Annotated in this window: 12 protein-coding genes; 2 read left to right on the top strand and 10 right to left on the bottom strand. The window is 58.4% G+C overall.

Features of this window, described 5'->3' with window-relative positions; translation table 11 throughout:
• Window positions 1-16: 16 nt before the first annotated feature.
• The 10 genes from AC2FLE_RS11375 to AC2FLE_RS11330 all read right to left on the bottom strand — a co-directional run bounded on the left by AC2FLE_RS11375 (window position 17) and on the right by AC2FLE_RS11330 (window position 11,281).
• A complete protein-coding gene (locus AC2FLE_RS11375; protein ID WP_496697104.1) occupies window positions 17-1,936 on the bottom strand; it encodes a beta-galactosidase in 1,920 nt (639 codons plus the stop codon).
• Entirely contained in the window at window positions 1,933-2,793 is an 861-nt protein-coding gene (locus AC2FLE_RS11370; RefSeq protein ID WP_496697103.1) for an SMP-30/gluconolactonase/LRE family protein, read from the bottom strand. Before AC2FLE_RS11370 ends, AC2FLE_RS11375 begins: the two co-directional genes overlap by 4 nt.
• On the bottom strand, window positions 2,790-3,395 hold the full coding sequence (locus AC2FLE_RS11365) for a 2-dehydro-3-deoxy-6-phosphogalactonate aldolase (protein WP_496697101.1): 606 nt from the start codon (window positions 3,393-3,395) through the stop codon (window positions 2,790-2,792). Before AC2FLE_RS11365 ends, AC2FLE_RS11370 begins: the two co-directional genes overlap by 4 nt.
• The gene (locus AC2FLE_RS11360) at window positions 3,392-4,285 is read right to left on the bottom strand and encodes a 2-dehydro-3-deoxygalactonokinase (protein ID WP_496697100.1); all 894 of its coding nucleotides are present in this window, start codon (window positions 4,283-4,285) and stop codon (window positions 3,392-3,394) included. The genes AC2FLE_RS11365 and AC2FLE_RS11360 overlap by 4 nt, the downstream gene beginning before the upstream one ends.
• Window positions 4,286-4,289: 4 nt before the next feature.
• Window positions 4,290-5,057 (bottom strand): SDR family NAD(P)-dependent oxidoreductase, encoded by a 768-nt coding sequence (locus AC2FLE_RS11355; RefSeq protein WP_496697098.1) that lies wholly within the window; start codon window positions 5,055-5,057, stop codon window positions 4,290-4,292.
• Window positions 5,057-6,766, bottom strand: a complete 1,710-nt coding sequence (locus AC2FLE_RS11350; RefSeq protein ID WP_496693727.1) for an IlvD/Edd family dehydratase — start codon at window positions 6,764-6,766, stop codon at window positions 5,057-5,059. The genes AC2FLE_RS11355 and AC2FLE_RS11350 overlap by 1 nt, the downstream gene beginning before the upstream one ends.
• 24 nt (window positions 6,767-6,790) lie before the next feature.
• Complete coding sequence (locus AC2FLE_RS11345; RefSeq protein WP_496697096.1) at window positions 6,791-8,131, bottom strand: alpha-glucosidase/alpha-galactosidase; 1,341 nt, start codon at window positions 8,129-8,131, stop codon at window positions 6,791-6,793.
• A 22-nt stretch (window positions 8,132-8,153) separates the two neighbouring features.
• Window positions 8,154-9,002, bottom strand: a complete 849-nt coding sequence (locus AC2FLE_RS11340; protein ID WP_496697094.1) for a carbohydrate ABC transporter permease — start codon at window positions 9,000-9,002, stop codon at window positions 8,154-8,156.
• Between the two features lies 1 nt (window position 9,003).
• Window positions 9,004-9,927, bottom strand: coding sequence for a carbohydrate ABC transporter permease (locus AC2FLE_RS11335; protein WP_142636168.1), 924 nt, complete (start codon window positions 9,925-9,927; stop codon window positions 9,004-9,006).
• 94 nt (window positions 9,928-10,021) lie between these two features.
• Window positions 10,022-11,281 carry an ABC transporter substrate-binding protein gene (locus tag AC2FLE_RS11330; protein ID WP_496697092.1) on the bottom strand — a complete coding sequence of 420 codons (1,260 nt, stop codon included), beginning with the start codon at window positions 11,279-11,281 and terminating at the stop codon, window positions 10,022-10,024.
• 140 nt (window positions 11,282-11,421) lie between these two features.
• On the opposite strand from AC2FLE_RS11330, the gene AC2FLE_RS11325 reads away from it, so the two are divergent.
• Together AC2FLE_RS11325 and AC2FLE_RS11320 are read left to right on the top strand one after the other, a co-directional pair.
• Window positions 11,422-12,228 (top strand): IclR family transcriptional regulator, encoded by an 807-nt coding sequence (locus AC2FLE_RS11325; RefSeq protein ID WP_496691361.1) that lies wholly within the window; start codon window positions 11,422-11,424, stop codon window positions 12,226-12,228.
• Window positions 12,225-13,283, top strand: a complete 1,059-nt coding sequence (locus tag AC2FLE_RS11320) for an ABC transporter ATP-binding protein (RefSeq protein ID WP_496697090.1) — start codon at window positions 12,225-12,227, stop codon at window positions 13,281-13,283. The genes AC2FLE_RS11325 and AC2FLE_RS11320 overlap by 4 nt, the downstream gene beginning before the upstream one ends.
• Window positions 13,284-13,332: the final 49 nt, after the last annotated feature.

Here is a 13,332-nt window from a genome sequence, read left to right as displayed (position 1 = left end):
TTTGCGCCCGCCGAGGTTACCCCTCGGCGGGCGTGTCATTTTCCTGAATGAACACATCACAGGCTTCGATCATCCGGCCGTTCCATTCAACCGGCGCCGAATTGTAGTTGATCAGGAATGTATGCCCGGCCGTCTGGCGTCGCCGCAGACCCTGAGGCATCGGATGCAAGGCAATGCCTGTCCGAGCAGCGGCCATGCTGATCACGCGATCCCATAACGTGCCATCCGGGAACCCGGCCAGATACCACATGTGGTCGGTCCCTTTCAGGGCAGGTGTTCCGTCTTGAAATGTCAAAAGGTCCGGGGCCTTTCCTGACAGGCGGTCGACCCAGTGACGGGCTGCGCCGCCACCATCAACTTCCCGGGTCACCTGAGGGGGCAGGGTTTCCACAAGATCGACAGTGCAATCCAGTGCAGTCAGCCCGGGGCGACCAGTTGCGGGTATCTGAAAGTCCTGCGTGATGGCGCCAGAGCGCGGGCCCAGAACAGCCAGTTCACAACCATCGGTCAGGCGTTGTTCCAGATCGGGACCAATGGTCGCCAGACCCGGTGCAAGGATCACCTTATATCCCGCCTTTGGGATGTCTTCCGCAGGCAGGAAATCCACTGACAATCCGGCTCGGCGCAGGGCTTGGTAGGTTGAAAAGACCAGTTTGAAATAGTCGAACCCAGCCCCTTGAGGTTGCGTCGCCCAGGCCCAATCCGAGGCATAGTCGAACAGGATCGCGACATCCGTTCGGGCCTGTGTGATTGCTCCCAGCCCGGCCAGATCACCGGCGGTTTGGCGCGCCTCGGCCAAAGCCGGGGCAGAGCGGTTGTCCGGCGTCAGCAGTCCTGCATGCATCTGTTCTTGCGCAAAGGGCGCCTGCCGCCAGCGGAAATAGCTGACCACCTCGGCCCCATGCGCCACGGCCTCAAGCGACCACAGGCGCACCATACCGGGCAGAGGTGCAGGGTTGTAAGGGGCCCAGTTCACCGGGCCGGGTTGCTGTTCCATCACCCACCAACGCCCGCGCCCCACTGCGCGATACAGATCGTGATGAAAGGCCTGCATGTCGGGATCGCCTTGCTGCAGAAAGGCCGACTTATGTGCCTTATCCGCCTCAAGCCGGTCAGATAGAAACCCGATCGGATAGCTGTCCCATGTGGCGATATCCAAATCGGTACCCACTGCGAAGTGGTCGAAATCCAGCACACGCCCCATGTAATTGTGCAGCAAAGGCGCATCGGTTAGGGGCCGCAGCACTTCGACCTGTGCCCTGTTGAAGGCCACCACCTGATCTGAGCTGAACCGCCGGAAGGCCAGAACATGGGCCGGGTTGGGTTCTGTCACTGTCAGGTTCGGCAGGTCGATCTGATCAAACCTGTCATATTCCATTGACCAGAACACATTTCCCCACGCTGCATTCAGGGTTTCAATCGTGCTGTATTGACCTTCCAGCCAGTTTTGAAAGGCGTGTAGGGCGGGTTGGCTATAGCTGACAGTGGTGTCGTGGCAGCCATATTCATTGTCGATCTGCCATGCTGCGACATGCGGGTTGCGCCCATAGCGTTCGCCCATGACACGTGCGATCCGAACGCATTCTTCGATATACCCGGTGTGGCTAAAGCAATAATGTCTGCGTGAGCCGAACTTGCGCGGCTGACCCTGCGCATCCACGGCAAGCATGTCCGGGTATTTGTCCAGCATCCAGCGTGGCGGCGTCGCTGTTGGCGTGCCCAGCACCACTTTCAACCCGGCAGCACCTAAGGTTTCGATTGCGCGATCCAGCCAGTCGAAGTGCAGATCGTCCGACGTGGGCTCCATCCGGCTCCAGCCGAACTCGCCTATCCGTACCCATGTCAGGCCGGTTTCGACCATACGTGCTGCATCGTCCGCCCACATCGCCTCTGGCCAATGTTCGGGGTAATAGCAAACGCCAAGTTCGGGGTTCATAGGATGACTCTGTGCTCTGCCTGACCATTGCCTGCGTCGGACGCGGCAAAGGTCATTCCGTTGGTAGGTTGGGTTTCAATCTGTGCCGCATCCAGCCCTTGGCGAGCGGTGGTGCAGAACAGCGTTGTCAGGTCTGGCCCGCCAAAAGCCGGGCACGAGGCATGGGCCGCGTCAAAACCGACCGCCTTCAGGAACCGACCCTCAGGCGAGTAAGCAGCCACGCGGTTGGCGCCCCATTGGGCGATCCAGATATTTCCGCTCGTATCGACCACTGCTCCATCAGGGTTCAGCTGGTCTTTGGTAAGGTCGAGGAACACGGTGCTTTGGCCTTCTGGCCACCCGGTTTCCGGGTCCAAACTCCAGCGCATGACCTGTCTGGTGACCGTGTCGGTGAAATAGGCGCAAGAGCGATCCGGCGCAAAACAGATGGCGTTCGAGATCGTGACATCCGGCACCAGCCGCCGCAGTTCTCCGCGCCAGAACCGATAGATGGACCCAGCGCCGGGTTTGGCGTTCTTGCCCATGGTGCCGATCCAGAAACCGCCCCAGGGATCAGCGCGGCCATCGTTGGAACGGGTGACCGTATCGTTCGCCTCTAGATGGGTGACCAAGCTACGCGCGCCGGTTTTCAGTTCAAAGCGCCACAGCCCGGTCTCGGAAGCCATCAACAGCGTGTCCCTATCCACCCAGCCTGCTGCTGAAACATTTTCCGGGAACTGCCAGCTTTGCTGCTGCCCGTCCTTCTGGGTCATCAGGCGGTTGCCGGTGATGTCGAACCAGAATAGCTGCGCCCGTTCCGGGTGCCACAAAGGCCCTTCGCCCAGATCGCAGGGACGGTCGTCAAACACGACACTCATTGGGCGGCCTTGTCATAGGCCAAGACGATCTTTTGCGCGCGCTCTGCAATGTCGGCAACGGCCATTCCCGGTTTATAAAGGGCCGAGCCGATCCCGAACCCGTCCGCCCCGGCCTTGAGCCAATCGGCAAAGTTTTCGGGGCCTGCACCACCGACGGCAAAGACCAGCGCGTCTTTGGGCAGGATCGGGCGTATTGCGGCCAGGCCCGAGGGCCCCGCCATCACGCCCGGAAACAGTTTGAGCCCGGTTGCCCCTGCCCTGAGCGCGCCAAAGGCCTCGGTCGGGGTATAGACGCCTGGCCAGCTTTGTATGCCCAGTTTGATCGTCTGCTGTATCACCTCAGCGTCGAAATTTGGCGAGACGATCAGCTTGCCGCCGACCCCGGCCACCGCATCGACCTGTTCGATAGTCAGGACGGTTCCGGCGCCGATCAATGCGCGATCGCCGAAACGTTCCGCCAGAATGCCAATGCTGGTCAACGGATCGGGTGAGTTCAGGGGCACCTCGATCCGGTCTATGCCCGCGTCGATCAGGGCATGCCCGACTTCGGCGGCCTCGGTGGGTTGCAGACCGCGCAGAATTGCAATGATAGGACGGCTCATGCGGTTTGCCTCGTCAGATTTCGGGCCTGCAAAAGACCTGCCAATGTAGATTGCGTGCTGTCGGCTATTTCAACAAATGCACCCTGCTGTTTCAGCGCGATGGCATAGATTTCCGAGAGGCTTTGGTCCCCGATAATGGCAATCTGCTGGCCCAACCAATAGGGACGGGACGCGGCCAGTTCCGCTCCGATCAGGTATCCCGACAGACGCGCGCGTGCGACACCAGAGTCCTGGCCCTGCAGCAGATCAGTGGCCCGCAGGCCGAAAAGGCGCGCGGCAAGTTGTTCCGGTCGGGACAGGGCATCCGCCACAGCCTCGGCAAAAGCTGCGTCGTCCCAGCCTTCGCTGACCGTATGTTTCAGGACGGATTGATTGCTGAGCAATCCGAAGATTTCGCCTGTCATGAATGTGCGGAAGCTGACGACTTCATCCGCGCTGACCTGTACCCATTTGGTATGCGTTCCGGGCAGGCAAATGATGCCGTCCCAGTTTGGCCGGTGGGCCAGAAAACCGGCGATCTGTGTCTCTTCTCCGCGCATGACATCGGGGGGGCTTGTTTGCTTTAGCCCGGGTACGACAAAGGCGCGGATACGGGGATCTGTTGCCGGAACGCGGACAGGTGCATCGGAAACAGGAACCGAAGGTACAGCGGAATATGGTGCCTCAACCCAGCCTTGACGCGCACCCACCATACCGCAGGCGACCACATCAATGGCGGCATCGCCAAGCCAGCCCTCGATCAGGTCCAGCAATGCTTTTTGAAACCCATCCCGGGGAATTTGGTCCATGCCGCTTGCGGACTGAGCCTGGTCCAGAATGGTGTCACCTTGCATTGCCCATGCCCGCAGATGAGTTGTTCCCCAATCAACAGCGATCCATTCGATTGTCATGTTCTCATCCTGTTACTACAACACCGCCGTCAACGGCCACGCATTGCCCGGTCATGGCGCGACTGGATTCCGACGCAAGAAACAGGGTCGGTGCGATCATATCCTCGGGCGTCAGGTGGTCCTTTAGGCATTGGCGTTCCAGATGTGTGGCCAGATCTTCTGGCGTGGCCCACATGTCCAGCTGTTTCTGTGTCAGAACCCAACCGGGGGCCAGCGCATTAACGCGGATTTTCTGCGGGCCAAGCTCGCGCGCCAACGACCGGGTCATCCCGGTGATCCCGGCATTTGATGTCGTATAGATCGGATAACCGGAATTACCCATCATATAGCTGATCGAGCTGAAATTGATGATTGATCCGCCTTTGTCCTGCATTTGACGTGCGGCTTCTTGGCAGGCAAAGAAATACGCCTTCAGATTCACCTCGATCATCCAGTCCCAGAATTTGGGCGTGGTTTCGTCAAGCGAATGGCGTTTGTCGTTGGCGGCATTGTTGATCAGCACATCAAGGGGGCCATGGGCCTCGGCGGCTTTGGCCATTGTGGCGCGCAGCAGGTCGGTATCTGTCATGTCGCCTTGCAGAAACAGCGGCCCGCGCCCGTGCTTGGCGCGCATCTCATCAACAAAGGCACTGGCGTCGGAGCGCCCGATAAAGGCGACCTGCGCACCCTGCGCCAGAAATCCGTCCGTTAAAGCGGCCCCGACACCAGAACCACCTCCGGTGATAAAGACGGATGCACCGTTCAGGTCGTGGAAAGTGGCGGGTTGGTCCATCAGTGGCTCTCTCTGGTCACAAGGCGGGTGTCTTTGCCGACAAGAAAATCCAGGTCCGCACCCTGATCGGCCTGCAGGACGTGGTCTATGTAAAGCTTGGCATAGCCGCGGGTGTAATGCGGAGCATCCGGTTGCCATGCGGCGCGTCGGGCGTCCAGTTCAACTTGGTCAACCAGCAACTCGAGCGCGCCCTTGCTAGCGGATACACGGATACGGTCACCGGTCTTGACCAGCGCCAGCGTGCCGCCCGCCTGGGCTTCGGGGCTGACATGCAGGATGACAGTGCCAAATGCCGTGCCGGACATCCGTGCGTCCGAGATACGGATCATGTCGCGCACACCGTCCTTCACCAGCTTGGCCGGGATCGGCATATTGCCAACCTCGGGCATGCCGGGATAACCCTTGGGTCCACAGCCTTTCAGCACCAATATTGTCTCGGGCGTCACCGGCAAGTCATCCCTGTCGATATTGGCCTTCATATCTTCGATGCTTTCGAAGACATGGGCCACAGCCTCGGTCTCCAACAGTGCGTCCGTGGCCGCCGAAGGTTTCACAATGGCCCCGTTCGGCGCCAGATTTCCGCGCAGCACACGCAGGCCTGCGGCAGGTTTCACTGGGTCGTTGAAGGGACGGATCACATCGCGGTTGAAACATTCTGCACCTTCGTAATGGGCCGAAATATCCTTGTTCAGAACCGTTTTGGCGGGTCGTAGGAAGGGTTTGAGTTCGTTTAAAACCACAGGCACGCCACCTGCATAGCAGAAATCCTCCATCAGGTATTGGCCCGAGGGCATACAGTTCACAAGCAGCGGGATATCCGACCCGATCTCAAAATCCTTCAGTGTCAAGTCGATGCCTACACGACCGGCCAAAGCCAGCAGATGCACCACGGCGTTCGTCGATCCGCCCACGGCCGCATTGGCCAGAATGGCATTTTCAAACGCCTCTTTGGTCAGAATGCCCGAGGGTTTGAGGTCTTCATCCACCATCTCGACGATCCGTTTGCCGGTCAGATGCGCCAGCGCCATTCGGCGAGCATCAACGGCGGGCAGCGCGGCGTTGGTGGGCAGGCTCATGCCCATCGCCTCGACCAGGGATGCCATGGTCGACGCGGTGCCCATGGTCATGCAGACACCGGCGCTGCGCGACATGCCGGATTCAGCATTCATGAAATCTTGCAGGGTCATTTCCCCGGCGCGCACGGCTTCGGAAAACTTCCATACATCCGTGCCCGAGCCGATATCCTGTCCGCGATACTTGCCGTTCAGCATCGGGCCGGAACTGACAACGATGGCGGGCAGATCGACCGAGGCGGCTCCCATAAGTTGCCCCGGCGTAGTTTTGTCACAGCCACCCAGCAGAACCACGCCGTCAATCCCATAGGCGCGGATGGATTCTTCGACATCCATGGCCAATAGGTTGCGAAACAGCATGGCGGTGGGCTTCATTTGGGTTTCACCCAGCGACATGACCGGGAATTCGACCGGGAAGCCGCCAGCCTCCCACACGCCGCGTTTGACGCCTTCGGCCAGATCGCGCAGGCCGGAATTGCACGGCGTCAGTTCGGACCATGTATTGCAGATGCCGATAATGGGACGCCCGTCAAAGGCATGGTCGGGAAAGCCCTGGTTCTTCATCCAGGACCGGTGGATGAAACCATCCTTGTCCAGCTTGCCATACCAATGCTGCGAGCGGCGTTTTTTTGTCATTATTGTCAGCCCTTTAATATTTGGTCATGCCGCTTTGGTCGGTTTGCACCAGCCTGGCAACCAATCCGCATGCGCGATCAAAAGATCGCTGACCAGATTGCGGATCTGTCGCAGGTCGAGCTCGGCGGCTGTGTGTGGGTCCATCATGGCGGCGTGGTATATGTATTCGGGGTTCTGGTCGGTCAGCGCCCGCACGGTCAGTTCCTGCACGTTGATCTGGGTGCGCATCAGCGCAATCAGCTGCGGTGGGATGTCGGTCACGACCGAGGGTTGCACCCCGTTGCTGTCCACCAGACACGGTGTTTCTACGGCGGCCTCCAAGGGCAACTGTGGGATCTGGCCGGTATTGGGCAGGTTGCCATAGGCGGTGTAGGGCGTATTGGTCACGATGGCGTTCATCAGATCCGCCGCGAATTCGTGGCTGCGACATACCTCTACCGCCCGCCCGTCGGTCAGGGTTTTTGCCTGTTCCTTCCAGTCCTCGACCTGTTCCACGCAACGGATGGGATACTCATCCAGCGGGATCGAGAACTGTTCGATCAGATCTTCGCGCCCGTCTTTGATGAACCAGGGCACATATTCGGCCAGATGCTCCGAGCTTTCGGTGCAGAAATAGCCCAGATGATCCATCACTTCGTATCGGACCTTGTTGGGGCAGCGTGGCATCAATAGGGGCGGTTTCGGCAGTTGTCCACCGGCATATCCCTGTCGGAGCGCAGGATAGAGATCGCGGCCCTGATGCTCGAGCTTGAGGAAGAAAGCCACATGGTTGACGCCTGCGACCTTATAGCGAAACTCCTGCTTGGGCAGCTCCAGATCATGGGCCAGTTCCTCGACCGTGTTTTGCACCGAATGGCACAGTCCGACATGTTTCAATGTCGGAAACCGTTCGGCCAAAGCCCAGGTGTTGATCGCCATCGGGTTCACATATTGCAACAGCGTCGCGTTGGGGCAGAGCTGCAACATATCCTGCGCCACGTCCCACAGAACCGGAACGGTGCGTAACCCGCGCATGATCCCGCCCACGCCCAGCGTATCGGCGATAGTCTGACGCAGTCCATATTGCTTGGGGATCTCGAAATCAGTCACTGTGCAGGGGTCATACCCGCCGATCTGAAAGGCGGTAATCACGAAATCCGCCCCCTCCAATGCGGCGCGCCGATCGGTATGGGTGGTTATGGTAGCCCCCGTGCCGACCGAGCGCACCATGGCGCGGGCCACGGATTCGCTCTCAGCCAGGCGCTGTGTGTCGATATCCATCAAGGCGAAATGGCTGTCGGCCAGGGCGGGGGTCAAAAGGGCATCGCCCACGATATTGCGCATGAAGATCGTGGAACCGGCCCCGATAAAAGTGATTTTGGTCATCAGGCAAACCTTTAGCTTGATGTTATTTTACGGCACCGAGTGTCAGGCCCGCGATAAAATGTTTCTGCATCAGGAAGAACATGGCAACCGGCGGCAGCGCCGCGACAATGGAACCGGCACTCATCAGCTGATAGACTGCGCGGAACTGCGCGTTAAAGCTGGTGATCCCTGCGGTTACAGGCTGGCTCTCAGCACCTTGCGTCAGCACTACTGCCCAGAAATAGTCGTTCCAGATGAAGGTAAAGATCAGCACACTGAGCGCCGCGATGGCGGGCTTCATCAGCGGCAGCACCACGTACCAGAAGATACGCCATTCACTGATCCCTTCGACCCGCGCCGCCTCGATCAGTTCAAAGGGCAGGGCGCGGATGAAATTCCGCATGAACAGGGTGCAAAACCCGGTCTGGAACGCGATGTGGAACAAGACCAGCCCGGTCTTGGTGTTGTACAGGCCCAAGTCTAGCGTCAGGTCGCGCACGGGCACCATGAGGATTTGGAAAGGCACGAAATTGCCCGCTACGAACAGGAAGAAGATCCAAAGGTTCGATTTGAATTTGTAGATGCCGAGTGCAAACCCCGTCATGCTGCTGAGCGCGACGCACCCGATGACCGTGGGAACGGTGATCAGGAAGGAATTCATCAGATAGCGCGGCATATCCGAATTGAAAAACACCTGCCCATAGTTGAATGCGCCCTCAAAGCTGGACGGCATCCCCCAGTAGTTGGCATTTGTGAAATCCGCGGCGGGTTTGACCGAGAACAGGGCGACGGCCAGCAACGGCCCGAGCCACAAAAGCAAGGCCAGCGGCAGCAACGCCTGATAGGTGATCTGCGCTGCACGAGGTTGTTTTTCGATTGGCTTGGGAAACATCTCAGTGCCCCCTTTCTTCGCGGTACATTGACCACAGGAAATAACCGATGAAACACAGCATGATCAGGAACAGGATCACCGCGATAGCTGCGCCATATCCCATGCGGAATCCGTATTCGGACAAGGCGACCTCGAACATGTAATAGGCCAGCACGCGCGATGATCCGAACGGACCGCCCTGTGTCATGATTGAGATCAGGTCAAAGCTGCGAAGCGCGCCAATGATGGTGACGACAAAGGCAATGAAGGTGGCAGGGCGCAGTTGCGGCAGGATGATATGCCATAGCATCCGCCAGCTCTTGGCACCGTCCAGCCGCCCGGCTTCGATCTGTTCGGGGTCCACGGCGTTGAGGCCGGTCAGGTACAGGATCATGCAATAAGCTGTCTGCGGCCAGAGACCGGCAAAGATGATGCCATAGGTCACGAACCGCTCGTCACCCAACACGTTCACGGGGCCCATGCCAAAGAATCCGAGGAATTCGTTCAGCAGGCCGAATGTGGGATCGTAGAACCATGTGAACACAAGGCCAACGACCACCTGAGAAATCACGAAGGGGAAGAAAAACAGGGATTTATACAGGCGGATGCCCCAGACCGTCTGGTTCAGGAACAGCGCAATGAACAGACCCGCCGGAATCGCCGCCAGATAGAGCAGCAACCAGATCAGGTTGTTTTTGAGCGAGATGTAAAAGGCGTCCCGATCCGACCATTCCCAGTACAGGTCTTCATAATTGCGAAATCCGACATATTCGGCAGCCCCCAGGCCGTCCCATTCGTAAAGCGACAGGTTGAAGGACTGAAAGACCGGAATGATCACATAGACCATAAAGAACAACAGGCCTGGGGCCAAAAATAACCAGGGCGCGATGCGCTGTTGGTTTCGGTGGAACCAGCTTTCTTGTTCGTGGGTATCGACGGCGGTCATGGGCGTCCCCGGTTTTGGTAGGCGGAGTAAGGCGGGTTGATACCCGCCTTACGCAGGTCATGGCTCAGGATGGGCTTTGCCAATCCTGACCGGTTCAGTTGTCGTAGATGCGCTGACGCGCCCGTTCGAGTTTGGCCAGGATTTTGTCCGCATTGTCTGGCTTGACCATGAATTCCTGGAAGCCTTCCATCGACGCCTTGGCCATTTCTGCCGGTGCGTCGCGGTCCCAGAACTGGGCGACTCCGCCCGGGCTGTTTGACGACAGCATGGTAAAGCCCTGCTGCAGGAACTTGTCGGCATCTACCGAGGACTGAGCATTGACCGGCAACTGGCCGAGATTCGAGCCATTGTTGATCACGGTCTGTTCATCCGCAGACACAACGAAGCGCAGGAATTCACGGGCGGCTTCTTTGTTCGCCGCGTTTGACGGGATGTGGAACGTATCGGTTGGTGCATCTTCGGCCAGTTCGACATCGGGGTTGATGGCAACAAACTGGTAGAAGTCCAGCTGGTCGTCACTCAGGCCCGCCTCACGCAGTGGCGCCACGGCGAAGTTGCCCATCAGATAAGCCGCCGCATCACCGTTGACCATGAAGGGCAGAGCTTCTTGCCAGCTATAGGTCTGGTGGTTGTCGATGAAGGCACCCATATCGATCAGCTGTTTCCAGTTGGCGAAGGTCTGCTTGACCCGGTCATCCTCCCAGCTGATTTCACCATTGGCCAGCTGGTTGTGGAAGTCATAGCCGTTGGTGCGCATGTTCAGGTAGTCGAACCAGCCACCGGCAGTCCACAGGAACTTGGTGCCGATCGTATAGCAGGCGCGACCGGAATCGACGATCTTCTGGCAATTCGCCAGCTCTTCTTCCCAGGTTGCGGGCTCGGTCAGACCCAGCTCGTCAAAGATGTCTTTGCGATAATAAACGCCCCACTGATAGTAGGTGTAGGGCACGCCCCATTGTTTGCCGTCGATCGTCATCGCACCTTTGGTTGAGGCCAGATTGTCCGCAATCGCAGGTTCCGCCCACAGGTCCGAGACGTCTTCGAACAGGCCAGCCTCGACATAGGGTTTCATCCGATTCGCCGCGTACCACGTGGCGACATCCGGCGTATCCGCAGTCAAGAAGTTGCGGATCTGGGTTTTGTAGGCCTCGCGGTCGATAACCGTAGTCTCGATGGCCAAATCCGGATGCTGTTGCTGAAATCTGTCGATCATTGCTTCCATCGTGGCCCGGGGTGCCGGGTTCGATGTGTCCAGGAATATCCGCAATTCGCCGGTAAGCTCGGCAGAGGCGGGAACAGCAAGTGCAACGCTCATGGCCAGCGCGGCCGTGGTGCGCTTGTAGATGGAATGCATGGTTTCCTCCCTTAGCTTCCATTTTAGTTCCATATATTGGAACTTAGTTTTATATGTTGAAAACTACACATCGACTCGGTTAGTCTTGTCAAGACCCTCGTGGCTGCGGCCGCAGGTTAATCGGAGGAGACAGAGCGCCCGTGGCAGGTGATGGAACGATAGGGAAAGCATGTGACGTGCTGGATCAGGTGGCCGCGTTTCAGCGGCCAATTCGCTTTGCGGAACTGCTGGAAAGCAGCCGCTTTCCCAAAGCAACGCTGTATCGGTTTCTGCAATCCCTTACCAATCAGGGGATGTTGTCCTATGACCCGGATAGGCAGACCTATGCACCGGGTTTGAGGCTGGTTCGGCTGGCCCATGCGGCGTGGACGCAAAGCTCACTGGCGCCGATCGCAAGGCCGTTTCTTGATACGCTCAGTGGTGAAACGGGCGAGACTGTGCATCTGGCGCAGCTCGATTCTGGTCAGGTTCTGTATGTCGATAAGCGCAATGCCGCCCAGCCGGTTGAGATGTATTCACAGGCGGGCAAGGTCGGACCGGCCTATTGTACGGGTGTGGGCAAGGCGATGATGGCCTTTCTGGACGAGGCTGAGCTGAACAAGGTGATCTCACAGCAAAGCTTTCACCGGTTTACGGATAAGACCTTGGCCTCGGAAGCTGCGCTGCGGTCCGATCTAGAGCTGATCCACAGCCGGGGCTACGCCCTGGACGATGAAGAACACGAGACGGGGATCATTTGTGTTGCCTGCCCGATCCGAACGCCGGGCGGGCGGATGCTGGGTGCAATATCGGTGACCGGCTCGACCGAGCGGATGAATTTCGACCAGCTCGAGGCTTGGATTCCCCGCGTGCGCCGGGTGGCCGAACAAATCGCGGCCGAAGCTCAGGCCTGGCGGTTCCCTGAAACACGCCCCGATGGCCAGAAGGACAGGATACAAGCGACATGACCGGAGTAACTCTGAACCAAACGATTAAGCGGTATGGCCAGACACAGGTGATTCACGGGATCGACCTCGAAATCGAGGATGGTGAATTCTGTGTCTTTGTCGGCCCATCGGGATGTGGAAAATCCACTTTATTGCGGATGATCGCAGGGCTTGAGGAAACGACCGAGGGCCAAATTCACATCGGCGCGCGCGAGGTGACACATCAGGACCCTGCGAAACGGGGCGTGGCGATGGTGTTCCAGACCTATGCCCTGTACCCGCATATGACGGTGGCCGAGAATATGGGGTTTGGCCTGCGGATGAACGGCGTGGCAAAAGCCGAAATCGACAGGAAGGTTCAGGAAGCCTCGGGTATCCTGAAGCTGGACCAGTACCTGAAGCGCAAACCCAAGGCCCTGTCGGGTGGTCAGCGCCAACGCGTTGCCATCGGGCGTGCGATTGTGCGCGGCCCCGAGGTGTTCCTGTTCGATGAACCTCTGTCCAACCTGGACGCCGAATTGCGCGTTGAGATGCGTGTGGAAATTGCCCGGCTTCACAATGAAATTGGCGCGACCATGATCTATGTGACTCACGATCAGGTCGAGGCGATGACCATGGCCGATAAGATCGTGGTGCTGCGCGATGGTCGGATCGAACAGGTCGGTGCGCCGATGGATCTGTATCGGGATCCAGATAACAAGTTTGTAGCAGGGTTCATTGGCTCGCCTGCCATGAACTTCCTGGATTGCGACATCGTTGATGGTCAGGTGACTCATCCGGCGATCACTCAGCCTCTGCCCGTCCCAGCATCGGTTCCTTTGGGTCTGTCTCGGGTCACGCTGGGTATCCGCCCGGAACATATTCAGGTTGATCGGTCGGGCGATACCTGCACCGTTGATCTGACCGAGGCGCTTGGCGGCGTCAGCTATTCCTATTTGCTGACATCGAATGGCGACAAGCTGATCGTTGAAGAGCGCGAAGACGAGCGCAGTAAGCAGGGTACACGCATTGGTATTTCGATCCGCCCGGAACGCACCATGCTGTTTGATCCCGAAACCGGGATGCGGTTGAGATAACTATCCTTTAGCCAGTCGAGAAAGCCGCGCCAGATGAAAGGTCCGACGC

The organism is Ruegeria sp. CDSA077, assembly GCF_059612265.1.
The sequence above is the reverse complement of the archived record's forward strand: the minus strand, read 5'-3'. Positions and strand labels throughout refer to the sequence as shown.

Excerpts from the sequence above, each read along its gene's own strand:
- AC2FLE_RS11335 (WP_142636168.1), bottom strand. The coding sequence starts at position 9,927 with ATGACCGCCGTCGATACCCACGAACAAGAAAGCTGGTTCCACCGAAAC.
- AC2FLE_RS11370 (WP_496697103.1), bottom strand. The coding sequence starts at position 2,793 with ATGAGTGTCGTGTTTGACGACCGTCCCTGCGATCTGGGCGAAGGGCCT.
- AC2FLE_RS11375 (WP_496697104.1), bottom strand. The coding sequence starts at position 1,936 with ATGAACCCCGAACTTGGCGTTTGCTATTACCCCGAACATTGGCCAGAG.
- AC2FLE_RS11320 (WP_496697090.1), top strand. The coding sequence starts at position 12,225 with ATGACCGGAGTAACTCTGAACCAAACGATTAAGCGGTATGGCCAGACA.
- AC2FLE_RS11340 (WP_496697094.1), bottom strand. The coding sequence starts at position 9,002 with ATGTTTCCCAAGCCAATCGAAAAACAACCTCGTGCAGCGCAGATCACC.
- AC2FLE_RS11365 (WP_496697101.1), bottom strand. The coding sequence starts at position 3,395 with ATGAGCCGTCCTATCATTGCAATTCTGCGCGGTCTGCAACCCACCGAG.
- AC2FLE_RS11350 (WP_496693727.1), bottom strand. The coding sequence starts at position 6,766 with ATGACAAAAAAACGCCGCTCGCAGCATTGGTATGGCAAGCTGGACAAG.
- AC2FLE_RS11345 (WP_496697096.1), bottom strand. The coding sequence starts at position 8,131 with ATGACCAAAATCACTTTTATCGGGGCCGGTTCCACGATCTTCATGCGC.
- AC2FLE_RS11360 (WP_496697100.1), bottom strand. The coding sequence starts at position 4,285 with ATGACAATCGAATGGATCGCTGTTGATTGGGGAACAACTCATCTGCGG.
- AC2FLE_RS11330 (WP_496697092.1), bottom strand. The coding sequence starts at position 11,281 with ATGCATTCCATCTACAAGCGCACCACGGCCGCGCTGGCCATGAGCGTT.
- AC2FLE_RS11355 (WP_496697098.1), bottom strand. The coding sequence starts at position 5,057 with ATGGACCAACCCGCCACTTTCCACGACCTGAACGGTGCATCCGTCTTT.